The organism is Streptomyces goshikiensis (genome assembly GCF_014650555.1).
GTDB classification, from domain to species: domain Bacteria; phylum Actinomycetota; class Actinomycetes; order Streptomycetales; family Streptomycetaceae; genus Streptomyces; species Streptomyces goshikiensis.
Genome location: NZ_BMVE01000020.1, coordinates 84,021 through 110,059 on the forward strand (window position 1 = coordinate 84,021; position 26,039 = coordinate 110,059).

Annotated in this window: 23 protein-coding genes; 14 read left to right on the top strand and 9 right to left on the bottom strand. The window is 69.6% G+C overall.

What is annotated here, in order from left to right; all coding sequences use genetic code 11:
• The first annotated feature begins 682 nt into the window (after positions 1 to 682).
• Positions 683 to 1,204 (top strand): hypothetical protein, encoded by a 522-nt coding sequence (locus tag IE248_RS34895; protein ID WP_190032836.1) that lies wholly within the window; start codon positions 683 to 685, stop codon positions 1,202 to 1,204.
• 525 nt (positions 1,205 to 1,729) lie between these two features.
• Here the strand turns inward: IE248_RS34895 and IE248_RS34900 are convergent.
• The 3 genes from IE248_RS34900 to IE248_RS34910 all read right to left on the bottom strand — a co-directional run bounded on the left by IE248_RS34900 (position 1,730) and on the right by IE248_RS34910 (position 6,186).
• Positions 1,730 to 2,326 (bottom strand): hypothetical protein, encoded by a 597-nt coding sequence (locus IE248_RS34900; RefSeq protein WP_190032837.1) that lies wholly within the window; start codon positions 2,324 to 2,326, stop codon positions 1,730 to 1,732.
• Between the two features lie 746 nt (positions 2,327 to 3,072).
• Positions 3,073 to 5,145 (bottom strand): hypothetical protein, encoded by a 2,073-nt coding sequence (locus IE248_RS34905; RefSeq protein WP_190032838.1) that lies wholly within the window; start codon positions 5,143 to 5,145, stop codon positions 3,073 to 3,075.
• Positions 5,146 to 5,628: 483 nt separating this feature from the next.
• Positions 5,629 to 6,186, bottom strand: a complete 558-nt coding sequence (locus tag IE248_RS34910; protein ID WP_190032839.1) for a YceI family protein — start codon at positions 6,184 to 6,186, stop codon at positions 5,629 to 5,631.
• A 489-nt stretch (positions 6,187 to 6,675) separates the two neighbouring features.
• On the opposite strand from IE248_RS34910, the gene IE248_RS34915 reads away from it, so the two are divergent.
• Complete coding sequence (locus IE248_RS34915; protein WP_037789996.1) at positions 6,676 to 6,837, top strand: hypothetical protein; 162 nt, start codon at positions 6,676 to 6,678, stop codon at positions 6,835 to 6,837.
• A gap of 384 nt (positions 6,838 to 7,221) precedes the next feature.
• Complete coding sequence (locus IE248_RS34920; RefSeq protein WP_100580598.1) at positions 7,222 to 7,590, top strand: PRC-barrel domain-containing protein; 369 nt, start codon at positions 7,222 to 7,224, stop codon at positions 7,588 to 7,590.
• A 63-nt stretch (positions 7,591 to 7,653) separates the two neighbouring features.
• Here IE248_RS34920 and IE248_RS34925 read toward each other — a convergent pair whose 3' ends face one another.
• A complete protein-coding gene (locus IE248_RS34925; RefSeq protein ID WP_190032840.1) occupies positions 7,654 to 8,934 on the bottom strand; it encodes a preATP grasp domain-containing protein in 1,281 nt (426 codons plus the stop codon).
• A gap of 360 nt (positions 8,935 to 9,294) precedes the next feature.
• On the opposite strand from IE248_RS34925, the gene IE248_RS34930 reads away from it, so the two are divergent.
• Positions 9,295 to 10,113, top strand: a complete 819-nt coding sequence (locus IE248_RS34930; RefSeq protein WP_190032841.1) for a class I SAM-dependent methyltransferase — start codon at positions 9,295 to 9,297, stop codon at positions 10,111 to 10,113.
• Between the two features lie 310 nt (positions 10,114 to 10,423).
• On the opposite strand, the gene IE248_RS34935 is transcribed toward IE248_RS34930, so the two are convergent.
• Positions 10,424 to 10,597: a CsbD family protein gene (locus tag IE248_RS34935; protein ID WP_008736678.1), complete on the bottom strand. Its 174-nt coding sequence runs from the start codon at positions 10,595 to 10,597 to the stop codon at positions 10,424 to 10,426.
• 255 nt (positions 10,598 to 10,852) lie between these two features.
• Here IE248_RS34935 and IE248_RS34940 point away from each other — a divergent pair, with 255 nt between their 5' ends.
• From IE248_RS34940 to IE248_RS34965, 6 genes are all read left to right on the top strand, one after another.
• Positions 10,853 to 11,614 carry an isocitrate lyase/PEP mutase family protein gene (locus IE248_RS34940; protein ID WP_190032842.1) on the top strand — a complete coding sequence of 254 codons (762 nt, stop codon included), beginning with the start codon at positions 10,853 to 10,855 and terminating at the stop codon, positions 11,612 to 11,614.
• A 356-nt stretch (positions 11,615 to 11,970) separates the two neighbouring features.
• Positions 11,971 to 12,708 carry an alpha/beta fold hydrolase gene (locus tag IE248_RS34945; RefSeq protein WP_190032843.1) on the top strand — a complete coding sequence of 246 codons (738 nt, stop codon included), beginning with the start codon at positions 11,971 to 11,973 and terminating at the stop codon, positions 12,706 to 12,708.
• Positions 12,709 to 13,210: 502 nt separating this feature from the next.
• A complete protein-coding gene (locus IE248_RS34950) occupies positions 13,211 to 14,047 on the top strand; it encodes an SAM hydroxide adenosyltransferase (protein WP_073799137.1) in 837 nt (278 codons plus the stop codon).
• Positions 14,048 to 14,257: 210 nt separating this feature from the next.
• Positions 14,258 to 15,127: an ABC transporter substrate-binding protein gene (locus tag IE248_RS34955; RefSeq protein ID WP_190032844.1), complete on the top strand. Its 870-nt coding sequence runs from the start codon at positions 14,258 to 14,260 to the stop codon at positions 15,125 to 15,127.
• A gap of 10 nt (positions 15,128 to 15,137) precedes the next feature.
• Positions 15,138 to 16,082: an amino acid ABC transporter permease gene (locus IE248_RS34960; RefSeq protein ID WP_190032845.1), complete on the top strand. Its 945-nt coding sequence runs from the start codon at positions 15,138 to 15,140 to the stop codon at positions 16,080 to 16,082.
• Complete coding sequence (locus IE248_RS34965; protein ID WP_037790763.1) at positions 16,079 to 16,822, top strand: amino acid ABC transporter ATP-binding protein; 744 nt, start codon at positions 16,079 to 16,081, stop codon at positions 16,820 to 16,822. Before IE248_RS34960 ends, IE248_RS34965 begins: the two co-directional genes overlap by 4 nt.
• A 45-nt stretch (positions 16,823 to 16,867) precedes the next feature.
• Here IE248_RS34965 and IE248_RS34970 read toward each other — a convergent pair whose 3' ends face one another.
• Positions 16,868 to 17,320, bottom strand: coding sequence for a MerR family transcriptional regulator (locus tag IE248_RS34970; protein ID WP_229895753.1), 453 nt, complete (start codon positions 17,318 to 17,320; stop codon positions 16,868 to 16,870).
• Positions 17,321 to 17,414: 94 nt separating this feature from the next.
• On the opposite strand from IE248_RS34970, the gene IE248_RS34975 reads away from it, so the two are divergent.
• Positions 17,415 to 18,635 (top strand): MFS transporter, encoded by a 1,221-nt coding sequence (locus IE248_RS34975; protein ID WP_190032847.1) that lies wholly within the window; start codon positions 17,415 to 17,417, stop codon positions 18,633 to 18,635.
• A gap of 95 nt (positions 18,636 to 18,730) precedes the next feature.
• Here IE248_RS34975 and IE248_RS34980 read toward each other — a convergent pair whose 3' ends face one another.
• The gene (locus IE248_RS34980) at positions 18,731 to 19,150 is read right to left on the bottom strand and encodes a MarR family winged helix-turn-helix transcriptional regulator (protein ID WP_190032848.1); all 420 of its coding nucleotides are present in this window, start codon (positions 19,148 to 19,150) and stop codon (positions 18,731 to 18,733) included.
• 63 nt (positions 19,151 to 19,213) lie between these two features.
• Here IE248_RS34980 and IE248_RS34985 point away from each other — a divergent pair, with 63 nt between their 5' ends.
• Positions 19,214 to 20,020, top strand: a complete 807-nt coding sequence (locus IE248_RS34985; protein WP_190032849.1) for an alpha/beta fold hydrolase — start codon at positions 19,214 to 19,216, stop codon at positions 20,018 to 20,020.
• 86 nt (positions 20,021 to 20,106) lie between these two features.
• Here IE248_RS34985 and IE248_RS34990 read toward each other — a convergent pair whose 3' ends face one another.
• Complete coding sequence (locus IE248_RS34990) at positions 20,107 to 20,634, bottom strand: hypothetical protein (RefSeq protein WP_073799143.1); 528 nt, start codon at positions 20,632 to 20,634, stop codon at positions 20,107 to 20,109.
• Positions 20,635 to 20,711: 77 nt separating this feature from the next.
• A complete protein-coding gene (locus IE248_RS34995; protein ID WP_190032850.1) occupies positions 20,712 to 24,071 on the bottom strand; it encodes an ALF repeat-containing protein in 3,360 nt (1,119 codons plus the stop codon).
• A 594-nt stretch (positions 24,072 to 24,665) separates the two neighbouring features.
• Between IE248_RS34995 and IE248_RS35000 the strand changes: the two genes are divergently transcribed.
• A complete protein-coding gene (locus tag IE248_RS35000; RefSeq protein WP_008736649.1) occupies positions 24,666 to 25,181 on the top strand; it encodes a hypothetical protein in 516 nt (171 codons plus the stop codon).
• A gap of 193 nt (positions 25,182 to 25,374) precedes the next feature.
• On the top strand, positions 25,375 to 26,039 hold a 665-nt coding region (locus IE248_RS35005; RefSeq protein WP_190032851.1), incomplete at its 3' end, for a S1 family peptidase.

Consider the following 26,039-nt stretch of genomic DNA (forward strand, 5'->3'; position numbering starts at 1 on the left):
GCCACTGGTCGGCTCTGCTGTGCCGTCGCCGCCGATACACCGAAGTCGTCAGGATCAGCCTGACCGAGACGCGCTCTCCGACCGCCCCGCCTTCCGGGCCTGCCGCGCGAAACTGGTACGCGACGCGGCCATCAGCGCCGTCGGCGCTTCGGCCTCCGTTACAGGCTCCGCGTCGCTGACGAACACGGCCGCCCCGGCCGTGGAGGGCCCGACCAGGATGGCGGGCAGCCGTCGAGCCACCCGGCGGGACACCGAGGTTGCTGCTGCCTGGTCGTACAGGCGGGCTGGGCGACTACATCTGGCACGCGCCGGCCCGGCTGAGGGGCACGAGTCCCGACCCGGTCGTCAGCAGTCACCGACACCCTTGCCGAGCCCGCCGGTCACACGGAGGTCGTCTGACTGCCGGGCAGTTTGGCCGCCGCGGTTTCGAACAGTTCGCGCCGGTTCTTCGGCGCCTCCTTCCGGCTGCTGCCGACGACCTGCTCAACGTGTCACGGCAGGTCATGAAGCGCGCATGGTGCGACGCGTCGCTCTCCGGCTCGCAGCAACACATGCCATATACATCGACTCTGGCCGAATGTGCCTCTGGCTCATGCGGGATGGAGACGGAAGCATCCACGCTGTCGGTTGAACGTCCACGAGACAGGAGTGACCCGTGTTTGCTCGCACGTCACGTATCGCCATGGCAGCAGCTGCCACCGTCCTCGCCCTGGGTGCGGCCGCCGTGAGCGCGAACGCAGCGCCCGTCCCGAGGAACTGCGTGCTCAACATCGATTCAGGCAGCATGCAGTGCTACGACACGTTCCAGGAGGCCGTCACCGCTTCCACCAACGGACGGATCACCGACGCACCGCTGTCGGCGAAGTACATCGACCAGAAGCTGGCCAACCGTCTCAAGGGCTCCTCGGGCACCACTCAGGCGGAGGCCGTGCAGCTCGGCGTCATCTACACGGACTCGAATTATGGCGGCTCCGCCCTGGTCTTAACCGGCGGCAGCGGCTGCCAGAGCGGCAACGGCCGGGACGCCCAGATCAACCTCGACGGGATCTGGAACAACTCCGTCAGCTCGCTGACCACGCTGTCCTGCTGGCTGGAGCTGTGGGATGCACCCAACGCCTCCGGTATCCACCAGGAGTACCAGCAGTCGACCTCGTACGTCGGGGACGCGATGAACGACCGGGCGAGTTCGATCGCCCTGCTGTAGGACACCCGCCATGCAGCGGGCGCCCCGCCCCCCGGTTCGCCGGGGCGGGGCACCCGACCTGCACTGCCTGCGGCACATTGATCCTGACCTTCTTCTCGTCCCACGGCTGGCAGTCCTGGGACATCGAGCACCGGTCCTTGATCCCCGAGGGGATGCCCGTGCTCGTCGACGACGGACCTTGCTCTTCGAGGACGGCCGGGCCGCGCCGCGCCCCTCAGCGGTGGTGGACCGCTCGTTACGTGAGCTACCGGCGAGCCGGGCACCGGCGCCGAGCTCGTGGGAGAGCTACGCGAGGGCGCTCAAAGCGTGGACGGACTTCCTGGCCGAGCACTGGGCGGGGCCGTTCGACTCACGGGAGCGGCTGAAGGCGGGCTTGAGCCGGTATGCCGAGCACCGGGCGGCCGGGCTGGCCGAGGCCCGCCCGGTTCGCGGCGACGACGTGGGCCAGCACACGAGCATCCTTGCGATGTTCGCCCCGGGGCGTCCGGCGGTGGCCCCGCTGCCGGGTGCCCACCGCACAGCCCTTCACCAGCGCAGTTGCGCTGGACGGTTGGACGAGCTCACCCGGTTCTTCCATTGGCTCGGCAAACGCGTCCAAGCCTGCAGCAGGTTGACACCCAGATCCGCGAGGCATACCTGGCCCACCGCCGCTACGTTCGCGACGAACACGGCACGGTGGTCGGCGGGAACAGCCCAGGCACCCGGCGCGCGGCCGCCCAGGTCGCCGTCGACCTGGTCAGCTACACCGAACTGTTCGGCGTCGACCGTGTTCCCGCAGATCTGCGGCCCTGGGGCGGCGCCACCGCCTCGGCGGTCGCCGAGAAGCCCAGTGGCAGGACCGAGAACAGGACCCAGCCGGTCCAGGACCAGATCTCGCAGCCGATGCTCGCCGCCGCCCTCTACCTGGTTTCCACCCTGGGCCCGCACGCCGTCGCACTGGCCGGGGAGGTGCAGCAGGCCAGCGTCGACCAGCAGCTCGAACCGACCGCAGCGCTGGCGCCCAGGACCCAGCGCAGTGACCGGGACGTGTTGAACCTGCTGACCCAACGCGCCAAGACCCCGCACATTGGCCCGGCGAAACTTCTGCTGGTCTACCGACCCCTCCCGCGCGCTCTGCCTCAAACTCGCCGGCACCCCCACCGCCGACCGGCCACTGGTCGGGATGTGGGACTCCGCCCGCTGCCCACAGGCCACCCACCACCCCTGCCACCGGCTCATCCGGGCCGAACGCGCCGAACGGACGAAGACGTTCCTCGGCGACCTGGGCAGGACCCGCAAGACCGGACACGCCCGCCTGCGAAACGACTACGACCGGGCCGTCCGTGATCCCGCCCGGCGGCAGCTGGGAAAAGGTGCTTCGTCTGGTCACCCAGGCTCCGCAACGGCTGTCGATGGACACCCTTGCCGCCCACCGCGCGGGCCGGGGAATCGCCTGCACCCACCCGGCCACCGCATAACTCTTCCAGTAAGTCACCCACGGCCAGCGGCACGACGACCAGACCCTCCATGCGGGGCATTGACCCGGGCCTCGCATACCGCAGGTTCCCCAGAGTGCTTCCCGTCAGCCGGCGGTTTCGCGTGGGACGCGGTCCGGCGTGAGGTGCACGCCAACGACCAGGCGTTCCGGCTCACGCTGAGCGCGGTGACCGCGAAGTCGAACCGGTCCAAGACCGGCTTCCACAGGCCGGCGGCTCCCACTGCGAGTACGCCGCCCAGTGGACGGAGACGAAGCCGCGCGCTGGGCCCTCGCGGTCGACGATGCCGAGCGCCAGGGCCGGGGTCGGTCTCTCAACTCCGACCCGTTCCCGCCCGCCGGGGCGAGCCCCGTGGGCGGGAACGGGCAGGCTGTGCCCGGTCTTGAAGCCCGGCTATGTGGCGTTGGCTGCGGAGCTGACGGTGAGCGGGTCGGTGCGGTACATGACGTAGACCCGCCCGTCTTGCATGGCGCAGGAGATTTCGTCCATGGGGTGGATGGTCCGGCCGCCGGGGAAGTTGCCGCCGGCCCACATGTTCTGGGACGGGAGCCAGTGCATCTGGTAGAGATCGCCCCGATTGTGGAGGAAGACCTCCAGCCCGCCGCTGTGGGAGAGCAGGGTCGGGCCGTGGGCGTAGTTGGGGTGGCTGATGCCCGCGATGCGGGTCCAGCTCACATTGTTCCCCGAGGTGGAGGCGTTGCTGGCGTGGAACCCGTTGTCCATGCCGCGTGCGACCCGCCACAGCTTCCCGCTGTTGCTGGCCATGCTCACCGGACTGTCCAGCTTCCAGCCCAGGTTGTCGAGCTTGGGTTCGATCCAGCGGTTGCCGTCATGGCAGTTGGTGTGGGGATCGCCGGCCCCGCCGATGTGGGTGAGCCACAGCCGGTCGTCGTGGACGGCCAGCGCCGGGGCGATGCGGGACCCAAAGCCGAAGATCCGCTCTCGGCGGGTCCAGGAGCTGCCGTCGAAGGTGAAGTAGCCGACCGTGTCGTCGGTGCCGGTGTGGGCACACCAGAGTTTGTCCCGCCAGACGGCGAGGGCGGGTGCGATGTCGGAGTACTCCTCGTTGATCTGTCGCGGGGTGCTCCAGACGCCGTCGGCGTGGGTGGTCCACATCAGCGCACGGTCGGCGCGGTTGAACAGGACGTGGAGCCGGTTCCGGTAGAAGGCGATGGCGGGGGGTGTGATCGACTGCCAGGGCAGAGGGATGGGGGTGGTCCAGCGGTTGCCCTGTTCCTGGACGAGGTACTGGAGGGTACCGACGGGGAAGGGGACCTTCTCGGGGCTGGCGTACTTGAGCTTCAGGACGTGGTGCCCGTCGCCGTTGAAGTGCAGGTCGACGCTGCCTCGCTCCGACAGCAGCGCGAGGTCGTGGCGGTCGAGGTAGATCGCGCGAGCGCAGGACAGGTCGTCCTCGTTGCGCAAATGGCTCATCAGGATGACGCCCAGGGTGTTGATGTCGGCCAGGATGCCGGCGATGCCGCCCCCGGGCAGGTTGGCGCCGACCTGGAACCAGGGGGTGTCGAAGATGCTCTGCGACAGCTGCCGCAGGCGTGCGTGCAGGGCGTCGTACCACTCGCTGGAGCTCTGGTCGGCTTCGAAGCAGAAGACCTGCAGGATCAGATGGCCTGCGACCTGCCCGTCGAAGATGACGCGGTTGGAACCGAAGGTGCGGGTGTCACCCTTTTTGACGCTGCCGAACTCCTCCGACCGGTAGGCGGGGCCGGCTGCTTTGTCACTGCCGGACGACGCGCACCAGTAGGTCTCGTCCTTGGTGCCGCCCTGGTCGCCTTGAGCCCGCAGTACATGGAAGCTCTCCAGCTCCAGACGCACCCGAACCGGATCGAACCCGCTCACCCCCGCCGCTGAACCCTCGGCCGCCAGAGTGCCCTCGCCATCCGGCGCGACGGCGAGCGTGTCGGGGGAGACGACAACGGCTCCGGGCATGGCCGAGGTACCGGCCCGCCAGGTACGCAGAGCATCGACGAACTCAGGACCGTCCACCCCCTCTCCTAGAGCGAACCCTTCCCGGCTGACCAACGCGGTGTTCGGCTGAGCCATCGTCTCGCGGGCCATCGCCTGCCAGTCCTGCTGGTACTGCGCCCAGTCGTAGGCCTGCCCGAGGGGCCGGCCGGTGACGGACACCGGGAACGGCAGGCCGGTGCTGTACGTGACCAGGAACAGGTACAGCTTCCCCAGGCCGATGAGGTGCGCTTGCGGCATCGCGGTGAGCATGGCCTGGACCAGGCGGTTCTCAAGGTCTCCGAGCTGATGCCCCTGCTCCGTGCGGGCAGCGGCGCGCAGCGCCACGGCGAGCATCAGGTTCGCCCGCGTCCCCTCGCGAGCCTGGGGCCGCACCAACGGGGACGGGTGCCCACCGGTCAGGATCTGCCGCAGCCTCTCCAATCGCGGATCGTCCAGGACGCTGTCCGGGTTCCCGGCCGTCGTGCTCTCGTCCAGTGCCACAGCTTCTCCTTCGCTCGCGTGGGCGGATATCGCTGTCCGCACCGCTGCGGCGACGCTATGTTCCGGCCCGACGCCTTCCGGGGAAATGAGCGTGCGCAGCTGAAAACCGTCTGAGAATGGCCAAGCCCGCCCATTCGGCCCAGGTGCCTCCCGATTACCCCGCGGGTTGCTGACGGCGTGTGAGGGCCGGGTGGCTGACCGGCGGTGGGAGCCATGGGCGGCCGCGACCAAGGCTGCAAGGCAACCGCGCCCCGGTGCTGGAAGGCGCAGCTTCGCGCGGTACGGACGCGGGCATCACCCGGCGCGAGGCGGCCGAGGGCCATCGACGACGACATGATCACCTTCTCCATCGCGCCGCGGAACAAAGGTGTCCCCGTCCCGGAGATCTTTGACCGGAGCGCGGACGCTCCGTGACGTCGGCGGACCGATGTCACGGGGCGTCTTCCTCGGACCGGCTGTCCGGACGGCTTCCGGATACCGGCTCTAGCCCTGCTTGATCGCGGAGATGTCGAACTCCAGGACGACCTTGTCGCCGACCAGGACTCCGCCGCCTTCCAGGGCGGCGTTCCAGGTCACGCCGTACTCCTTGCGGGAGATGGTCACCGATCCTTCCAGGCCGACCCGCAGGTTGCCGTAGGGGTCGACGGCATGGCCGGTGTACTCGAAGTCGATGGTGACCGGCCGGGTGGTGTCCTTGATGGTCAGGTCGCCGGTGACGCGGTACTCGGTGTCGGATTGCGCCTCGACCGAGGTGGTGCGGAAGGTGATGTCGGGGAAGTTGGGAGCGTCCAGGAAGTCGTTGGTGCGCAGATGTTGGTCGCGCTGTTCGACACCGGTGTCGATGCTCTCGGTCTTCATCACCACTTGGGCGGTGGATCGGGCCGGATCGGCTCCGTCCAGGTGGGCGGTGCCCTCGAACTGGTGGAACGCGCCGCGGACCTTGGTGACCATGGCGTGGCGGGCGATGAACCCGATCCTGGTGTGGGCGGGGTCGAGGACGTAGTCCCCGGTGAGCTCGGTGAGGGCGGGCGACGTGGTCAAGGTGCCTCCGTAGGTCCTGGGTCCCGGCGGCGGTCCGCCCGGAACGGTTCCGGAGCCACGCTAGGACGTGACCGGCTCCCGCCCGGCCAGACGCACGGGTCGCCCGCGGAGTACACCTGATCGCAGACCTGGGTGGGGGCGATGGGAGGAATGGACGGGGATGACGAGTCCCTGCATGGCCGGCTCTACGGCACGGATCACGACCCCCCGAACCCCGGCCCGCGGGCCGGCCGTGCTCCCTCGCGGGACATCCCAGGACATCGAGTCCACCTCCGAGTGGGGAAGCGAGGACGCCCTGGAGGAGCTGGTGGGCTCCAAGCAGGGCGAGAAGGTCTCCCCAGATGTATCGGCCTCGACACGACTCCGGCGCGGCGCCGTCGCGGATTTCAGGCGAGGTCTTCTGCCCAGCCGCCGGGATAAGAAGCAAGTGAGAATCGAATGCATTTCCTGGATGCGGCAGGGCACACGGTGCTTCGGAGGTTGATAACTATGGTTCCCCTGCTTCTCGTTCTTCTGCTGGTCCTTCTTCTCTTCGGCGCTGGTTTCGCGGTGAAGATTCTTTGGTGGGTGGCTATCGCAGTCCTGATCCTGTGGCTGATCGGTTTCGTCGCCCGACCCAAGGGCGGTAGCGGCCGCTGGTATCGCTGGTAGCCGTACGGCAAGACGCAGTTCTGACACTGCATGGCGGTGGCCGGTCACCCCTTCCTAGGGGGGACCGGACACCGCCATGTCGTTGTCGGCAGGCCGTCGACAGACACGGAACGGATAAAGGTGCGGATAAAGGCGCATCTCGGGGGCATCCGAAGGGCAGCCGGGGTGGTCGCCGTGACACAGCAGGGGACCTGCTCACCTCCAATGATCGACGGCCGCCCCGGCCCCGCATTTCGATCCGGGTGCGTGAAGCCGAAAAGGCGGGGCAGGTGAAGTCCAGGCGGAACGCAGCACTACCGCCGAGCACGACGTACGGAACAGGGAGGATCGGTGGAGAATTCATTCTTCCGCCGTCCCCCGTTGACCGGAGGAGTTGTTTTTCGCGTGACTGAGCATGTGTGGAGTTACCAGCCGACCGCGGGCCACCTGGCCGGTACGGACCTGACCGGCTACAAGGTCGAGGCGACCGACGGCAGCATCGGCAAGGTCGACAAGCACTCCGACGAGGTCGGTGACGCCTACCTGGTCGTGGACACCGGCGTATGGATCTTCGGCAAGGAGGTCCTGCTGCCGGCCAGCACCGTCGTCAGGATCGACCCGGAGGACAAGAAGATCTTCGTCGACCGCACCAAGGAACAGATCAAGAGCGCCCCCGAGTTCCACCGGGACAAGCACCTCGGCGACACCGGCTACCGGGAAGAGCTGGGCACCTACTACGGTGCCGGCGCCCCCTTCGGCGGCCGACCCGCCTGATCGCGTTCCCGCACGACGCCGGTCCCGACACCCTCCTGGGTGTCGGGACCGGCGTCGTGCGGGTCACCCGCCCTCGAATTCGAAGACCTCGGCCAACGCGTGCTCCTGCTCCTCCACGTCGCCGGCGCTCCCCGCAATCACCGCGTACCGCCAGGAACGGCCGTCGGGCGGCGCGTCCGCGTAGAGAACCACGCCCTCGCCGCGATCCGGGTCGAACGCGAGGCGCGATGCGCGCAGCCGGGCGAGGGCTCCGTCGAAGTCCATGGGGCTCCGCGTCCAGCCCTTCGCCACCGACCAGGCCGGGCGGGGTTCGGCCGATCCCGCGGTCAGCCGGGTGACCATGGTGTGGGGTGTGGTGGTGGCCGTACGGCGGATGTTGCTCTCACTCGCGTACGCGACGCCGTCCGCGTCGACCAGCCCGTCGAGCCCGAAGGGCCCGGCGTAGCCGTGGCCGGCCAGATGCCTGCCCAGGGCCGCCCCCCACTCCTCCAGCTCTTCGGCGACGTGCGCGCAGGACGGCGGCAGCGGAGAGGCGTATCCAGTGAAGGCGCCCTGAACCGTACGCATCGCACCGCTGAAGAGCGCGTGTGTCCCGGAAGCGGCGACTTCCAGCTGGATACTGACCGACTCGGCCACGTCGAGGCGTTCCTCCACCACCCACAGGCCGTCGGGCCCACCGACCGTATCGAGGGGCATGCTCGCCCCGCCCCTCAGATCGTCGCGGGACACGAAGCGCATCCCGTGCCCTCCGGCCGAACGGTCAGGCTTCACCACGACGCACTCGTGGTCCCGCAGGAGCTCGCGGGCCACGCCTTCGGTCTCCGGGCGTCGGCACATCCGCCCCGCAGGCAGCCGCATGCCCAACTGCTCGGCCGTCTCGCGGAACCCGGTCTTCGTGTTGAGCAGCATGGTCATCCGCAGCGCGGCCTCGGCAGCCTCGACCGTGGGGTACGGATGGACGGCGACACCGATGTCCCGGGCGAACGCGATCGCCGACGCGTCCAGCGCCGTCGGCAGCAGCGCCGCACCCCGGTCACCGGCGAGAGCCCGGACGTGCTCGACGAGGCCGGCCTCGCGCACCGCCCGAGCCAGCGGCACGGAGCCGGCGGGAGGCACCTCGATGACAGCCACCGACTCCGGGGGCACCCCGGTCAGGTCGTACACGTACCGCAGGAACTCCCGGCTCAGTGGCACGGGAGTGACGAACATGTCCCCGGGCCGGAGCAGCCACGCCTTTCGCGGCGCCTGCTGGGCCCACTGCGTCAGGATCTGCCCTTCGTTGAGATCCACCGCCAAGTCCGAGAGGAAGTTCGCGAACACGACGATCGGGCCCGTCTCCGTCACCGCTCTGCTCCTCCGGTCGCCCGTACGGCTGCCCCGCTCCCGCCAGGGGCCCTCTGAACGTAGCCTCTGGCGCACCCTGCGCATTGGCGCCCCTTCGCGTCCGAAGGGGTGAACTCCACCAGGCAGCGGTCGACCCGGGTACCACCCACGGCCGGTTCAAGCCATTCCGTCCGCCTTCAGGCTCGAGCACGCTCACGAACCACACCCTTGGGTCCTTCCTCTGCCTGCGTGGTATCGCCCCGGGCGGCTGAACCGATCAGGCACGCGTGGTTGACGTCTGCCCGAGGCGGACGGTGGGCTTCGGCGCCGACTTGGTCGGTAGGGTGACCGCTTGCCGATGGGGGAGTCGAGGGGATGCGCATGACCGCAGAGGGACAGGTCGACATGGCACGCAGTCAGGTGTTCGGCGAGGTGGCCGAGCTCTACGACGCAGCCCGCCCCGGGTACTCGAACGAGCTGGTCGCGGACGTGCTGGCGTACGCGGCTCTGGGGGACCGCGCGGCGGTGGAGATCGGCGCGGGTACCGGGAAGGCCACGGTGCCGTTCGCCGAGCTGGGCACTCCACTCGTGTGCCTTGAGCCCGACCCGCGCATGGCCGAGGTTCTGCGCCGCAATACGGAGCGCTATTCCGGGGTCCAGGTCGAGGTCGACGGCTTCGAGAGCTGGCAGCCGGGCGGGCGACGCTTCGGGCTCCTCCTCGCCGCCTCGTCCTGGCACTGGGTGGCCCCGGACCGGCGCTGGGACCTGGTCCACGACGCCCTCGCGCCCGGAGGTGCGGTGGCACTGTTCTGGAACCCGCACGGGGTTCTTGACGCAGAGCTGCAGACCGCGCTGGCGGAGGTCGACGGCCGTCATGGGATGACCAACACGCCGCACAGCGAGTTGGCGTCCTCCTACGGCGACGTGGCCGGAAGCTCGCTCGGGCCGGACGGCTGGCCGGAGGCTGAGTGCCGCCGCGACGGTCGGTTCACCGACCTGCGTGCCGTCCGGTACCGGCAGGACCAGTACTACGACACCGACCGCTACCTGGGGTTGCTTGCCTCGCTGTCGGCATATCGCGTCCTGCCCGCCGACCGGCGCGAGCGGGTCCTGACAGAAACGGCCCAGGTCCTGGACGCACACGGCGGCGGCATCGACATGGACCACCTCAGCGACCTCTTCCTCGCCCGGGTGCAGTGAGCTGGGCACCCTTCGATGTAGTGGTGACCCCAGCCGACAACACGAGCAGCCGCCGCGTGATCATCAGGAGCTGCGTGGCCCCGGCGTCTGATCCGCCGGCGACGTCGGGCCCTGCGCCACATGCTTACGGGCGGTCATCGCGAGCGCGAGGATCAGATCGCGGCTGAGCTGCGGGGCCGCCATCCTGTCGGCCACACCGGCGCTGAGCTGTACAAAGTGCTCTCCGCTCGCCTCGCGCCACATGGCTGAGCCCCGACCCAGGGGGACGAGGTCGGGGCTCAGCAGGGAGGACGCGAACGCGTCCGAACGCCTAGTGGCGGAAGGTGTCCTTGATGTCTTCCTTGGCGTGGCGGGCGTTGCCCTTGGCCTGGTCGGCGCGGCCCTCGGCGGTCATCCGCTCGTTGCCGGCCATGCGGCCCATGGCCTCCTTGGCCTTGCCCTTGGCCTGCTCGATGTGCGCCTTGCTCTTCTCCGTGCCCGACATCGGGACCTCCTCGTGTTGTACCGGATTGGTCGTGACCGCTCGTCTGCTCTCCATCTCTGCTCGTAAACCTGCAACTGCCTGCCGGACCCGGCGGGCGCGGGCGCGGTGTCCGTAAAGCCGGAAGCGGGTCGCTGCCCCACGCCGCCGGCAGCCGAGCGCCCCCGGCCCGGCATGGAACCAGGCTGCACCTTTCCGTCACCCGGAGGCGCCCCGCCTGCACGTTGTTCGTGGCGATCCGGGGGTAGCGTCCTCGACATGGACTTTCGCACCACAGTTGAGCGCGCTCAACGCCTCAAGCAGCTGCACGCCGAGTACAAGCCGCTCGTGCTGCCGACCGTCTGGGACGTCTGGTCCGCGCGGACGGCAGCCGACGCCGGGTTCCCCGCGCTGACGATCGGCAGTCATCCGCTCGCCGACTCCCGCGGGGCCGAGGACCACGAGGGCCAGACCTTCGAGGAGGTACTCGCCGCCGTCCGGCCGATCATCGCGGCGGTCGACGTCCCCGTGTCCGTGGACCTGGAGGCCGGGTACGGGCAGCAGCCCGCGGATCTCATCGCCGGACTCACCGAGGTCGGCGGCGTCGGTCTCAACATCGAGGACACCGTCCACTCGGATGGCGGACGCGTGCGCAGCACGCAGGAGCACGCGGCCTACATCGCCGGCCTGCGCGCGGCGGCGGACAACGCCGGCATCCCGGTCTGGGTCAACGGGCGCACCGACCTCTTCCTGCATGCGGAGGACGCCGCCGGTGTCCTCGACGAGGCGATCGAGCGACTGCGAGCCCTGGAACAGGCCGGCGCCGACAGCCTCTACCCGGTGGGCATTCAGGACAACGACGCCCTGCTCACGAAGGTGATCGCCGCCGTCGCCATTCCCGTGAACTCCACGGCTCATCCCGTCAAGCACGATCTTGAGCGCTTCCGCCGCCTCGGCGTCGGCAGGATCACCTACGGCCCGCTGCTGCAGTTCGCGATGACGGACACGATGAAGGACATGCTCGTGCCATGGGCGCCCTGACGGGTTGATCGGGCGAGGGACGGGGCGCCTTCGGGGAAGGGCGCCCCAGGACGTGCATCCGGTTTCGGCGGCGACGAGCGCGGCGGCGGCGTGGTCGTACGAGGCGGGGCACAGATCCTGCCCGGTCGAAGAAGCTCTCCACGCTGTCGCCGAGCCCGGAGGGTCCGTGCGCTACCGGGACATCGGACGCGCGCCGGCGGACAACTCCTGCGCACACGACGGACCTACGGTGACGACCACCTGCGCCGGAGTGCTCTGCACGCGGCCGGGGGAGGCCGCCATCACGGTGGCCGTCCGCACCCCGCACCCCGCGCGCGGCCCCGCATACCGCCTGAGACCGAGGAGACAGCACAGACATGACCACGTCCGCTCCCACTTCCACCGCCACTCCCACGGTGCTTCTCGTCCACGGCGCGTTCGCCGACGCGACCAGCTGGTCCGGGGTCATCGCGGAGCTGCAGGGTCACGGCATCCCCGTGATCGCCCCGCCCAACCCGCTCCGTGGCCTGGCGACCGACGCCGCGTACGTCGCCTCCGTGGCCGCCCAGATCGACGGTCCGGTCGTGCTGGTCGGCCACTCGTACGGCGGTGCGCTGATCACCGTGGCCGGTGCCACGGAGAACGTCGTCGGGCTCGTCTACGTGGCCGCCTACGTCCTGGAGGAGGGGGAGAGCCTCGGCGAGCTGCAGGGCCGCTTCCCCGCGTCCCCGCTGGTGAGCAACCTCAAGCAGTGGACGTACCCCGTCACGGGCGGTGACCCCGCCGTCGAGGTCACCATCGCAGAGGGCGCCTTCCCGTCGGTCTTCGCCGCCGACGTGCCCGCGGAGGTCACGAAGGTCCTCGCCGCGGCGCAGCGACCGCTGGCCGCCGCGGCCTTCGAGGAGAGGGCCACCGCCGCCGCGTGGAAGACCAAGCCGTCCTGGGCTCTGGTGGCCGGCGCGGACAACGCGATCAACCCGGAGGTGGAGCGCTTCGCCGCGAAGCGGGCGGGGGCGACCGTCGTCGAGGCCGAGGGCGCGTCGCACGCGGTCGCCGTCTCCCGGCCGAAGGAGGTTGCCGACCTGATCCGCGAAGCGGTACGCGCGACGAGCTGACCGTTGGTACGGCCGGCCGCGCGGCCGGACTCCCCGCCCCATGTCCGCGCGGCCCCGCCGAATGCCCGCCTCCCGATCCGCCTCCCGATCCGAGTCCGGTCGCCCGGCGAACCCTGTGACGGAGATGCTCGCCGGATTCGCCCTGGCTACTCGACGTTGTCAGGCTCTGTCTGTCCGCCCTCGACGGGCGTGTCTCACGAGGTGGCAGGACCCAGGTTGCCCACTCTGTGGACAGACCTCCGCGGCGCGCGCCCGCGGTGCTAACGTCGCCCCCATGCAGCACACCGCCACGCTCGCCATGATGCGAATGATGCCCCGAACCCCGGAGGCCCTTCGCTAGCGAAGCCGTGTGCGCACAGGATGCGACGGACCCTCCGATCTCGGAGGGTCCTTTTTTTGTCCCTCGGCACCGCCCGGCACCGCCCACCACCGGGCCCAGCCGCGCCCGGCAGTCCCGAGTCCCGATCGTCAGCAGACCCCGACAGAAGGCCAAGATCCCGCCATGACCCCCCTACCGGTTGTTTCCCTCACCGACTGCGCGGACCCCAACGCGCTCGCCCGGCAGTCCGCACGGATCGCCACTCTCTTCGGCGCCACACCCACCGTCGTGCCGCTGTCCGGGCCGGACCCGGAGGGTGCCGCTGCCCTCACCCTTCTCGACCTGCTTCGCTCCACGGACCTGATCGGCGGCCCGACGCAGCCCTTGCTGGTGCTGGTCAACATCGCTCCGCGGGACGGGCACTGGCCCAACGGCGTGCCGTTCTGCTACTTCCGCCACGGGGAGCACCTGGTCGTCAGCACGGTCAACCCCCGGGTCCTCGCCCCGCTGGCGAGCTACCTGGGCCTGGCGGAGGTTCAGGTCACCGATGTCCGCGAGGTGCTGGAGGCGGCTGCCGCCGGATGGGCCGACCTGACGCCGGCCCAGGTCGAGGAAGTGGTGCGGACCCAGTTCCGCAGCCTCTGGTACGTGCCCCTGCTGGCCCGCTGGCTGACGGACGGCCGCCCGGTCCCCGCGCAGCCGATGGCGGTACATCCTCCCGCCGCGCAGCACGTACGGGTTGCTGTGGTGGACAACTTCGGCAACTGCAAACTGGATCGGCCCGCCGTCGACCTGCCCGGGTACGACAGCGCGCGGAGTCTGGCCGTCCACAACCGGCGTGAGGGCCGCCGCGTCCGGGTCCGTTGTTACGACAGGCTCCCGGACGTCCCGCTGGGCGAGCCCGGAATCACGGTCGGAAGTTCCGGGATCGGCTTCGCCGAACTGGTGGTCCGTGGTGGCTCCGCAGCCGAACTGTTCGGCCTGCGCCAGGGTGACCAGGTACTTCATCTCACCAGCTGACATGTTATCAACGCGTTACCCCACGGCGGCTGTCGGGATTGACACCGGTCTCCACGACGCGGAATGCTGAACTCATGTTCGGGATTCTCCTGCTGGTACGCCGCCGACACGTGGACAACGTGCGCTGCGCCGCCGATCTGTGTTGCTGAACGCACAGCGTCGGCCTGTTTTCGTACCCCTTTCCCGGATTCTCTTTCGAAGGACCCTTTGATGTCCCGCACCCGCATAGCCATCGCGGTCTCCGCCGCCGCCGTGCTGATCACAGCCGCCGCCTGCGCACCCCAGCCGGAGAACACCGCCGGCAGCGCCGACTCCGGCAGCCCCGACTGCGCAGCCAACAGCCCCGCCCTCCATCGGCGCGGAGAGCTGACGGTCGCGACCGACTCACCGGCCTATGCGCCGTGGTTCGAAGACAACAATCCGTCCAACGGAAAGGGCTTCGAGAGCGCGGTTGCCTATGCGGTGGCCGGCAAGCTGGGCTTCGGCCGGGACCAGGTGAAGTGGGTCGTCGAACCATTCGCCCATTCCTACGCGCCCGGCGCGAAGAACTTCGACTTCGATGTCAATCAGATATCCATCACCCCGCAGCGCGCGCAGGCCGTCGATTTCTCCACCAGCTATTACAAGGCCAACCAGGCCATCCTGACTCTGGACAACTCGAAATTCGCGAACGCGGCGTCACTGGAGGCCTTCAAGGGCGCCAGGATCGGCGTACAGGTCGCCACCACCAGCTACCAGGCCGTGCTCGACCAGCTCAAGCCCGCACAGCGGCCGAGCGTCTTCAACACCACCAACGACGAGGTCAACGCCCTGAAGAACGGCCAGATCGACGCGATCGTCACCGACCTGCCGACCGTGTTCTACCTGGCCGGCTCGGAGATCAACGAGGCAAAGATCGTGGGGCAGTTCGGCTACGCGGGAGGTACTCCCGAGGAGTTCGGACTGCTCCTGCCGAAGGGCAGCGGCTACACCTCCTGCGTCAACAAGGCCCTGGACGCCCTCAAGGCCGACGGCACACTGGCCGAGCTCACCTCGAAGTGGCTGTCCGCGTCGGCGAACGTCCCCGAGCTGAAGCAGTAGAGGGCCGGCCGTGGACCTAGGGAAGACGACGGCGGACACCGCGAAGGCGACGATGGACACCGCGAAGGCGGCCATGCCGCCCCCACCGACGCACACATCGCCGGACGACACCTACCATTCCAGCGACCATGAACAGGCGCGCAAACGGTTCCGCCGCGCCCGCAAACGCCGCCACACCTGGATCTCCTCCCTGTGCACCCTGCTCGGCCTGGTGGCGCTCGGCACGGCCGCAGTCGCCTCGCCGGGCTGGGAGCGCGTGGACAGCCTGTTCCTGGACGGCGCCGAGTTCCGGGCGGCGCTCCCCGACCTCCTGCGCGGCTTCTGGCTCAACATCCAGATGTTCCTGATCGCCGAAGTACTGATCCTCGTCCTGGGGTTGCTGATCGCCCTGATCCGCGTGACCCGCGCGCCCGGCCTGCAGCCGCTGCGGCTGGCCGCGACCGTCTACGTGGACGTCTTCCGCGGCGTGCCGACTCTGCTCCTGGTCTTCCTCGTCGGATTCGGGCTGCCGGCCCTGCGACTGCAAGGCACCCCGTCCCAGCCCTGGGTGCTCGGAGTCATCGCTCTGGTCCTCTCCTACGCCGCCTACGTCGGCGAGGTGCTGCGCGCGGGACTGAACTCCGTACATCCGGCGCAGCGCAACGCCGCACGGGCGCTGGGACTCGGCGAACGGCAGACCCTGCGCTACGTGGTGCTGCCACAAGCCGTACGCAACGTCCTGCCCCCTCTGCTCAACGACTTCATCGCACTTCAGAAGGACACGGCGCTCGTGGCCGTTCTCGGCCCGCTGGAGGCGCTGCGAGCCGCGCAGATCAAGGCGGACTACGACTTCAACTACACCCCCTACCTGGGAGCCGCTCTCTTGTTCATCGCCGTGACCATCCCGTTGACCCGCTTCGCCGACCGGCTCCAGCGGCGGGCGGCGCAGCGCACCTGGGCGGAGACGGGCCGATGAACCAGCCCCTGCTGCGCATCCGCGGCGTCCGCAAACAGTACGGCTCGCGCCTGGTCCTGCGCTCGATCGACCTCGATGTCGCCGAGCACCAGGTCGTGTGCCTCATCGGCGGTTCCGGCTCCGGCAAGTCCACCCTGCTGCGCTGCGTGGACCTGCTGGAGGTCGTCGACGACGGCACCATCCACCTGGGCGACAGCGAACTGACCGACCCCCGCCTGGACCCCGACACCGCCCGCAGGCGGATCGGCATCGTCTTCCAGGCCTACAACCTGTTCCCACACCTGAGCGTTCTGGACAACATCACCCTCGCGCCGCGCCGGGCCCACGGTGTTCCACGCAAACGGGCCGAGGAGGAGGCCCGGGAACTGCTGTCCCGGTTCGGGCTCGCCGACAAGGCGAAGGAACACCCCGACCGGCTGTCCGGCGGACAACAGCAGCGGGCCGCGATCGCCCGCGCGCTGGCCACCCGACCGGAACTGCTGCTCTTCGACGAGATCACCTCTGCCCTCGACCCCGAACTGGTGGGCGAGGTACTGGACGTCGTCGAGGACCTCAAGCAGGGCGGCCTGACCATTCTGATGGCCACCCACGAGATGGGCTTCGCCCGGCACGTCGCGGACCAGGTCTGCTTCCTGGAGAACGGCGTGATCGTGGAACAGGGAAGCGCGCAGGACGTGCTCACCGCGCCACGGGAACAGGCCACCCAGCGCTTCCTCGCACGGGTACTGGAGCGCTCCTAGCCACGAGGTCCTCCCTGGCCAGGTCCGGTCCGGCCCGTCAGGCGTTCAGGGGCTGTGCGGGCGCTCGGGGAAGGTCGGCTCGGGGAGCTCCTCGCCGGTGAGGGCGGCGTCGACGCGGGCGCGGATGTAGGCACCGGTGACGGGGCAGTTGAGCGGGTGGTCGGCCGGACACCGCAGCATGTGCCGCAACACGGCGGCGGCGCGCGTGAGCCTGTCGATCCGCTCCTGCATGGCGTCGTGCTGGGCGGTGATGAGGGCGTGGCGTTCGGGCGCGTGCGCGGTGGTCATCACGGCGGCGGTGTCGGCGAGGGGCATCAGGCCGTCGTGATGCCACAGCTGGGCATAGGCGAGCCGTTCCAGGGCAGCGCGGTCGTACTGGCGCACCCGACCACGCCGCGCGACGGGCTGGAACAGCCCGCATTCCTCGTAGTAGCGCAGCGTCGCCACCGTCACCCCGAAGGCGCGGGCGACCTCGCTGATCGAGTACAGCCGTTCCATCGGGTCCTCCATGCGCGGGCACTTGCGCTCAAGTGGACTTGAGCGCGCAGGGTTGAGGCCAGCCTAACCATCGAGTTCCCTGGAGGGTCCTTCCATGGCCGCATCCCCGGCTTCACCGACGGCGACTGCCGCCGTCCCCGGTCACCGCGGCGTGCCACCTGCCGCCGGAGCGGGCGCGCTGCTCGTCGTCGGCTTCGTGCTGATGAGCCTGAACACCCGCGTCGCCTTCGGCCAGATCGGGCCGCTGGCTCCGGTCGCGGGCTTCAGCCCCGCCACGGTCTCCCTGCTGGGGCTGCTGCCGCCGCTGTGCATGGGCGCCTTCGCCCCGCTGGCAGCCGTGGTGCGGCGCCGACTCGGCGAGGAGCGCGGGCTGTGGTGGGCGAGCCTGGTCCTGGTGGCCGGCGCGGTGCTGCGCATGCTGAGCATGCCCGGCCTGTTCGCGGGCACCGTCGTCGTCAGTGCGGCCACCGCCGTGGTCAACGTGCTCATCCCGGTCCTGGTCCGCAAGCGGTTCCCGCGTGAGCGCGTCGGCGCGATGATGGGTCTCTACGCCCTGTCGATGGGCGCCGGCTCGGCGCTCGTCGCGGCCATGGTCGTCCCCGTCGCCCAGGCCGCAGGGTCCTGGCAGCCGGCCATCGGCCTGGCCATCGTCCCCGCCGTCCTCGCGGCCGCCGGCCTGACCCCGCAGCTACGACACCGCCCCGCGCGCCCCGCCCCGGTGGCGGCCGGCACCGAGCGTTCGGGACGCCCGCACGTGGCCCGTACCGGACTCGCCTGGAGCCTGACCGCCTTCTTCGGAGTCCAGACCCTCGCCTTCTACACCACGCTCGCCTGGCTGCCCTCGATCCTCGTCCAAGCCGGTCTGGACCGTGGCGCCGCCGGTACCGGCCAGGCCCTGCTCATCTGCGGCGTCGCCGCCGGCGGCTTCGCAGCCCCGGTCCTCGCCGCCAAACGAACCGACCAGCGCCCGCACATCCTGGCCACCATCCTGATCTGCGCAGCCGGCTTCACCGGGCTCCTGCTCGCCCCGACCGGCACCGCGATGCTCTGGGTCGTCGTCCTCGGCATCGGACTCGGCGCCGGACAAGCCCTGCCCGGCGTGCTCTACGCCCACCGGGGGAGCAACCACGACCACGTGACCGCCCTGTCCACCATGGCCCAGACCGGCGGCTTCCTCCTCGCCGCCACCGGCCCCGTCCTCGCCTCAGCCCTGCACAGCGCGACCGGCGCCTGGACGGCTCCGCTGGCCGCCCTGACCGCGACGCTACTCATCTGCACCGCAACCAGCATGCGGGCCGGCCACGACCCCAAGTGACCACCTGCATGTCTGGTGAACAAAGCCACGCCACCGATGTCCGCAAGGGCAGCGCTCGGTGACGGCTGTCGCGCTGCCCGCGATGCCGGTGCGGGCTACGCCTCCTCGCCGAGGGTGAGGCGCTGCAACAGTGCGAGGAGGGTGGTGCGCTCGGCCGCGGACAGTGGCGAGAAGCATGAGGTCAGCACCCCAGTGGCGACGAGGTGCCCTTCGCTCAGGATGCGCTCGCCATCGGGTGTGAGGTGGTGCTCGATGCGACGGCCGCGCCCGGGCCGACGCTCGACGAGGCCCTGCGCGACCAGGCGGGAGGCGAGCGTACCGAACGCCTGCTCGCTCTGGAACGTGGCGGCTGCCAGCTCACGAGCAGAGGCCCCGGTCGCGTTGCTGATCGCCCGCAGGGCGTCCCACTGGGCGAGCGTGGTGCCGATCGCCGTCAACCCGCTTTCCAGGGCGCGGTGCTGACGGTACTGGGCCTGTTTGACCGCCCTGCCGAGGGTCTGCAGTTCGCTGTACATGGATCCAGCCTACCTCGATAACCAAGCTAGTTTATATCAACATGTTTAGTTATGCTGTCCGGCATGACAACCACACGCACCATCTCCTTGCAGCCCGACCTGCCGCTCACCCTGACCGAGGCGGGCGTCGACCACGGCAGGCCTGTCCTGGTCCTCCACGGCGGCGGAGGGCCGGCCACCGTCGCCGGGCTCGTCGGACACTTCGCACGGAGCGCCCGGGTCATCGCGCCCGTACACCCCGGCTGGCAAGGCACCCCGCGTCCCGCTTGGTTCACCGGCGTTGACGACCTCGCACTCACCTACCTCCACCTCCTTCACGATCACGGGCTGCGCGACGTAGTGGTCGTCGGCACCTCCCTCGGCGGCTGGGTCGCCGCGGAGATGGCCGTGCGGGATACGGCAGGCCTCATCTCCGGCCTCGTCCTGATCGACGCGGTGGGCGTGCACGTCGAAGGCGAACCGATCCGCGACTTCTTCGCCCTCGGCGCCCGCGGCGTCGCCGACCATGCCTGGCACGACTCGGACCGGTACTTCGTCGACCCCGCAACGCTGACCGCCACGCAACTCGCCGCCCAGCAATCCAACATGGCTGCCCTGCGCGCCCTCGCGGGCGACCCCTACATGCACGACCCCAAACTGCGGGGTCGCCTCGGGCGCGTACGCACCCCGGCCCTGCTGCTGTGGGGAGCCGGCGATCGGATCGTGACCCCGGCCTACGGCGCCGCCTACGCAGCCGCCTTCGACAATGCCCGCCTCCACGTCATTCCCGAAGCCGGGCACCTACCGCACATCGAGCAGCCCGAAGCCGTCTTCGCCCTGGTCGATGAATACCTGCGCAGCATCGACAGCCCTTCCCCTGTTGCCAGTTGACCAGCGCGTCGACTGCAAAGGAAGGACTCCGCGGACAGAAGGGACCGGCAGGGGGTACGCCCCCTGCCGGTCCCGTACTACGTGCTTCAGCCCCGCCAGGCTTCCTCCACCGCCGCGCTGAGCCGGCGGCGCGTCATCCGGGGGCTCAGCTGCGTCAGGCGGCCGACCGCCCGGGTCAGCCCGTCGGGGTCGCCGAGCCGGGGTGTTTCGTCCGCGGCGACGATCTGCGACAGCAACTCCTCCAGGAGGAAGGTGTCGAGGAGCGGGTAGGGGCGCGCATGCCGGTCGAAGGTCAGCTTGCGGTCCTCGTAGGGGTGGCGGAGCGTCATGTCGAGGTGCCCACCACCACGGCCCCGGAAGGGGCCGGGCAGGTTGCCGAGCATCCCCGCCAGCGTGTACTGCCCTGTACGCGGGTGCCCGCGCCCGATGTAGACGCCGATCCCGAGCATGATCCGGGACCACGGGATCAACTCGCCGTCCCCGTCGGACGCCCGCCGGTACAACCCCTCCGCACGGAATTCGAGCCACGATCCGTCGGAACGGCCGGAGTCTCCGACCACCCAGATGTCTCCGGCCCGTTCGAGTGGCCCCAAGGCCGTACGCGTATCCGTCATGGGCTCATCCGATCACATGGCCAGGGCCGGCGGCGCAACGGCCTCCGGCCCTGGCGGCGGTGTCTGCCTCTACTCCTTTAGAAGAGGCTCAGGAGGCTGGTGACCGGCGAGATGAGGTCGTGGCCGAACTGTGTGATCTTCGTGGCCACGGGAGCCACCACCTTGCCGCCGACCTTGCCGAGCGCGCCGATCCACTGGGACTGGCCGAAGGTGATGAGGCCCAGGGCGGTGCCCCCGAGGGACGCCTGGAACTCGCTGCTCGTCCATCCGTAGGCGAATCCGTTGAGTACGGTGCTGATGGCGGACATCCCCACCGAGGCGATGCCGAACCCGAGGGCGACGGCCTCCAGGGGTGGGAAGAAGATGCCCGCGATGCCCAGACCGGCGGAGATGAATCCATAGCCGATGCTGACGTAGTTGGTGGCGTTCGCCCACCACTTGACGTCCTTGTACCAGGGAACGTCGGTCTTGACGGTGTCGTTGTCGGCCGTGTCGGCCGGGCTCTTCCCGAGCCCCTTGGCGGTGCGCGCCTCCTCTGCCGCTTGCTTCGCCGCCGCCGTGATCTCAGCCGTCCGCTTGTCCTGGGCGATCTGGTGCGCCTGGCTCGCGGCGGCCGACGCCTCCCTCGCGTTCTTGCCGGCCTGAAGGGCGGAGGCGTGGGCGGAAGCGGCCGACGACTGGGCGGAGTTGGCGGAGGCGACCGCGCTGCGCGCGGAGTCCAGGGCACGGCTGGCGGAGTAGTTCGCCGAGCGCGCGGCGGTGCGCGCGGCGGCGGCCGCCTGCTTGGCCCGGTCTGCCGAGGCCTGCGCGGACGCCGCCGACTTCTCGGCGTCGTTCGCGAACGTGTTCGCCTGCTGGCGGGAGGTCTCGGCCTGCCTCGCCGACTCGATCGCCTTGTCCGCCCACCGCTGTGCATCGGTGGCGGCGTCACGGGCGTTCGCGGCGGCCTGCTGGGCGCGGTGGGCGTTCTCCTCCGCCTGGTACGCGATCTTCGCGGCGGCCGCGATCGCGCCCTGCATGGCGGCGATGTGGGTGGCGGAGTCGAAGTCGAGCAGAGCGGTCTTGTACTGGACCGAGGCGATGAAGTTGCGGCGAATCCACGCCGGGCCCTCCAGCGCGGCCTGGGCGTGAGCCTTGGTGTACCGGCCACCCGTGGCGATGAGGGCCGCGGTGGCGACGGAGTCGTCCTCCCGCTGCGCCGCCTCGTGCTTGATGTTGATGAACTCGTACAGGGCCTGAGGGGTTCCGGCGTTCAGTGCCTCGGTCGCCGCCTGCTTCACCGCCTTGCCGGGGTTGCCGGCCAGGACGCGGCCGACCTGGACGCGGTTGTCCGTAGCGGCTGCCTGGATCGCGCCGGTGACGAGGAACTTCGTGGCGGCTTCCGGGTCGCTGCTGGCCACTGCCTTGGCTGCGGCATCGGCGATGTCCGGGGCGCAGGTCCGGGCGAGGTAGAGGCTGGTCTCCCGGTCGTCCTGCCGCTGGGCGATCTGCCGGTCGGTGTCGATCCAGACGTGGATGTCGGAGTCCGTGCCGGCCAGGGCGAACCGTGCGGCCTCCAGGGACCAGGTGCCCTTGGAGCGCATCGAGGTGACGGCCGCCTTGCGTCCGAGCGCGGCGGCGAGGTTCGTGTCACCTGCTCGGAGCGCCGACTCGGCCCGGACTATGAGGTCCTTGTGGGCCTGCTCGTCCTGCGCGGCCTGGGTGCGCTTCTCGGCGAGCTCGGCCCGCTCCCGATCCTCGATCTGCTTGAGGAGGCGGGTCTCCGCGACCGACTGCTGGGCGTCCTGGTCGAGGCGCTGCCACTCGGCCTCGCGCGCGGCCTTCTCCACCTCGACCGCCTTGCCGACGGCTTCGGTGGCGGTCTTCGCGGCCTTGCTGGCCTCGTTGGCGAACTCGGTCGACTTGGTCGCGTACTCCAGCGCCTGGCCCGCGTACTGGACGGCCCAGTCGGCGGCCGCGGCGGCCCTGTCGGCGTGGTCGGCCGCGTCGTTCGCCGCGTCGCGTGCTGTGCGGGCGGCGGCCGCCGCCGTGTTCGCGAGGGTCTGTGCCATTCCGGCGGCGTTGGTGGCGATCGTGGCGTTGGTGCTGGCGATCTGCGCCTCGCGCCGGGCTTCCGCGGCGTCCGCCTGGGCGATGCCCGCAGCCTCGGCCGCCACGGCCGAGGAGTTGGCGGCGCTGGCGGCGTTGCGTGCGGCCGACGCGGCGGATGCTCCGGCGCCCGCGGCGTGTGACGCGGCATCGGCGGCGAAGTTGGCGGCGGTCGCCGCATTACGGGCCTTGGCCGCGGCGTTGCGGGCGGCGACGGCGGCGTCCTTGGCGGCGGCCGACTGGGAGGCGTCCTTGGACGCCGCGATGGCGGCGCCGTACGCCCGAGCCGCGGCGGAGCCGGCGGTGGCCGCAGCCTGGCTCGCGCCGGCGGCGGCGTACGCGGCGCGGCGGGAAGCCTGAACGGCGGCATGGGAAGCATTGGTCGCGACACGCGCGGCGTCGGCCGCACCCCTCGCAGCCTCGGCGGCGCTGCGGGCCGCCTTGCCCGACCTAGCCACGTCGTTCTGGGCCTGCTGGGCCTCGTACGCGGCCTTCTCCGCCGCGTCCTTGGCCTTCTGGGCGGCGTCGATGGCGCGGGCGGAGGCCTCCTCCGCCTGCTTCGTCATCGAGTCGGCCTTCTTGCCCTCGCGCTCGACGACCGCGACGAGTTCCTCGATCTTGGTGGCCTCCTGGTCGCGGGCTCGCGCGATGTGCTGGCCCGTCTCCAGGAACCACTCGATGTCCGAGGCGGTACCGGACATGGCACGGGAGGCGTACTTCTTCACCTCCGGACCGGCCTGGAAGGAGAGCTTGCCGACCTCGACGCGCATGTCCTCCAGGCGGGCGGTGTACTGCCCGTCGGTGAGGAACGTCTCCAGCGCGGCCTGGGTGCCGGCGTTCAGGGCCTCGTTCCCGGCGCGGTTCACGCCCTTTCCGCCGTTGGCCATCACGATGCCGGTGGCCACCCGCAGGTCCTCCGTGATGGCGGCCTTGAAGCCGCCCGCGAGGTAGGCGGTGATGGCGGCGTCGCCGCCGTTCATCGCGGCGCTGGCCTCACGCCGGATGCCCTTGCCGCCCCGCGCCATGGAGGTGGCGACGGCGACGCGGTTGTCCACCGCGGTCTCCGCGGGGAGCGTGACGGTCAGGAAGGTCTGGATGTCGGCGTCGGAACCTGTCAGCGCTGCTTCCGCGGCGGCGCGGACACCCTTGCCGCCCAGCAGCCACGCCTTGACGACCTTGGCGCGGGGGGTGTTGGGCAGCCCGAACGGGTCGCTGCCGTCGCCTTCCGGCGGCGGGGTGTCGGCCCATGCGGCGGCGGGGTTGAGAACGAGGCTGGAGGTGGTGACGACAGCCGTGGTGGCAGCGACGGCGGCGAGAACACGCCGCCGGCTCCAATAGGTGGTGTCCAAAACGGTCCTTCGGGATAGCGCCTGGCGATCGACGCACAGACGGTGGCGTTTCGCCATGCAGAGAATTGTTTTGGCCGCGCCCATGTGCCCCGGCACGTAAGGAAATCGGGCGGGGATACGACGGATGTTCATCGCGACCTTATGCGGCGATCAGCGTATTGAAAACCCGCGACGCGCACGAGAGCGAATGATCTGAAGCACAGTCAAATCTGGAATCTCGCGCTCCAGTCAGGGAATTCGGAAGTGGAACTTCCACTTCTTGACGAAAAACATACGGCGTGGCGAAAATTCCCCACAGCCCTTGCGTGGTTTATCCCGATTTGCACTCCGAATATCGTTGGACAGACACCGAGGTGGAGTGTTTCCATACGGGAGCCGCGGGGTGCGTGCTCACCCTGTCGTTCCCTCACACCCCTGTCTCCGGCCTGGGTTTACGGAACTCTGGGCGAGCAGTTACGATCCGGCTGGGAGTGGGGGGCTTCCAGTGGGGGACGGACTCGTGGACGAGTCGTTTCCCGTTGGTCAAATGACGTCCTTCAATCCAGCGTTGACTCATGTTTCGGGACTTCCTCGAAACCGACGACTAGGACAGCGATGAAGGCACGTAAGGCAATTGTGCGAACTGTTGGCGCGGCCATGGGCGCGGGCGCCTTGGCATGGTTCGCGATTGCGGGCGGCGCGACGGGCGCACCCGTCGCGGACACCGCCTCCATGAAGGCGATCGCCGACGAAGGCCCTGGCTACGCCGTCGAGGACTTCGCCTACCCGAACGCCGACAAGATCCTGGCGGAGCAGCACATCACGCTGAAGCGCGGCGATGGCCACATCCTCCTCGCCGACTGCGCGAGCGCGACCGACCTGCTTGAGGTCTATGGCCGCAAGAACGAGAAGACCTGCTTCAAGGTGACCGGCAACAGCGGCTACCTGGCCCTGGAGATTCCGGCGGTCTACTTCATCAAGGGGAACAGCTACGCCGCCAAGGTGGACATGTCGGCTGGTTCCCTGCAGAAGTCGTTCGACATCACGAAGAACGACTGGACTCCGGTCGGTGAGACCGCGGACGAGCAGGGTCGTGATTTCATGCTCATGGAAATCAGGACCGCCAAGTAACACCCTTTATGGCCAGCGCTCCTTTCCCGGTGCGGAGTCATCAACTCTGAATCCCAGATGTCTTGCAAACGGATTCGCTGAGCCGGATCCGGTCTGTTCGCCTCCCCTGAGGCGCCGGACCGCCCCGGGAGGAGAAATCGCGGCAGCGCCCTCGTTCGCTTTTCGGCACACTTGTTCAACTGAAGGAAGAAGCATGCTTGCACACCGTCCGCGTTCGGCGCGGATGACGGGTCTCCTGGTTTCGGCTACCGCGGTTTCGGCGGGTCTGATTCTGCCTGCTCCCGCCGTGGCGGTGACTGGTCCGGAGGCTGCTGCGGGTCAGTTCGCGTCGGTGGTGAAGCTGAGTGTCGGTGATGAGGCCAACTCGCGTGGCTGCACTGCCGTTCTGGTTGACGAATCGTGGGTTGCGACGGCGGGGAGCTGTTTCGCGGCGACGCCGGGTCAGCAGGTTCCGGCCGGGAAGCCGGCTCTGAAGAGCGTCGTGACCTTCGGTGACGGGAAGACGGTCGAGGTGGTGGACCTGGCGCCCCGCACCGACCGTGACCTGGTCCTTGCCCGTCTTGCTGAGCCTGCCAAGGGTGTCGCGGGTGTCAAGCGTGCGGCCGCTGCTCCGGCTGCCGGTGCCGCTCTTACGGCGGTGGGGTTCGGGCGTACGAAGACGGAGTGGGTTCCGGAGAAGCCCCACGTCGGTGCGTTCACGGTCGACTCCTCGGCCGCGACGTCGCTTGCGATCACGGGCAAGGGCACTGACGCGATCTGCAAGGGTGACACCGGTGGCCCGCTCCTGAACGCGGCCGGTGAGCTGGTGGGCGTCAACAGCCGCTCCTGGCAGGGAGGATGCCTCGGCATCCCGACGAC

Coding starts and splice junctions, on each gene's coding strand:
- IE248_RS34980 (WP_190032848.1), bottom strand. CDS start 19,150: ATGTACAGCGAACTGCAGACCCTCGGCAGGGCGGTCAAACAGGCCCAG.
- IE248_RS34970 (WP_229895753.1), bottom strand. CDS start 17,320: ATGGAACGGCTGTACTCGATCAGCGAGGTCGCCCGCGCCTTCGGGGTG.
- IE248_RS34930 (WP_190032841.1), top strand. CDS start 9,295: ATGACCGCAGAGGGACAGGTCGACATGGCACGCAGTCAGGTGTTCGGC.
- IE248_RS34990 (WP_073799143.1), bottom strand. CDS start 20,634: ATGACGGATACGCGTACGGCCTTGGGGCCACTCGAACGGGCCGGAGAC.
- IE248_RS34915 (WP_037789996.1), top strand. CDS start 6,676: ATGGTTCCCCTGCTTCTCGTTCTTCTGCTGGTCCTTCTTCTCTTCGGC.
- IE248_RS35000 (WP_008736649.1), top strand. CDS start 24,666: ATGAAGGCACGTAAGGCAATTGTGCGAACTGTTGGCGCGGCCATGGGC.
- IE248_RS34945 (WP_190032843.1), top strand. CDS start 11,971: ATGACCACGTCCGCTCCCACTTCCACCGCCACTCCCACGGTGCTTCTC.
- IE248_RS34985 (WP_190032849.1), top strand. CDS start 19,214: ATGACAACCACACGCACCATCTCCTTGCAGCCCGACCTGCCGCTCACC.
- IE248_RS34895 (WP_190032836.1), top strand. CDS start 683: ATGGCAGCAGCTGCCACCGTCCTCGCCCTGGGTGCGGCCGCCGTGAGC.
- IE248_RS34965 (WP_037790763.1), top strand. CDS start 16,079: ATGAACCAGCCCCTGCTGCGCATCCGCGGCGTCCGCAAACAGTACGGC.
- IE248_RS34950 (WP_073799137.1), top strand. CDS start 13,211: ATGACCCCCCTACCGGTTGTTTCCCTCACCGACTGCGCGGACCCCAAC.
- IE248_RS34955 (WP_190032844.1), top strand. CDS start 14,258: ATGTCCCGCACCCGCATAGCCATCGCGGTCTCCGCCGCCGCCGTGCTG.
- IE248_RS34940 (WP_190032842.1), top strand. CDS start 10,853: ATGGACTTTCGCACCACAGTTGAGCGCGCTCAACGCCTCAAGCAGCTG.
- IE248_RS34935 (WP_008736678.1), bottom strand. CDS start 10,597: ATGTCGGGCACGGAGAAGAGCAAGGCGCACATCGAGCAGGCCAAGGGC.
- IE248_RS34975 (WP_190032847.1), top strand. CDS start 17,415: ATGGCCGCATCCCCGGCTTCACCGACGGCGACTGCCGCCGTCCCCGGT.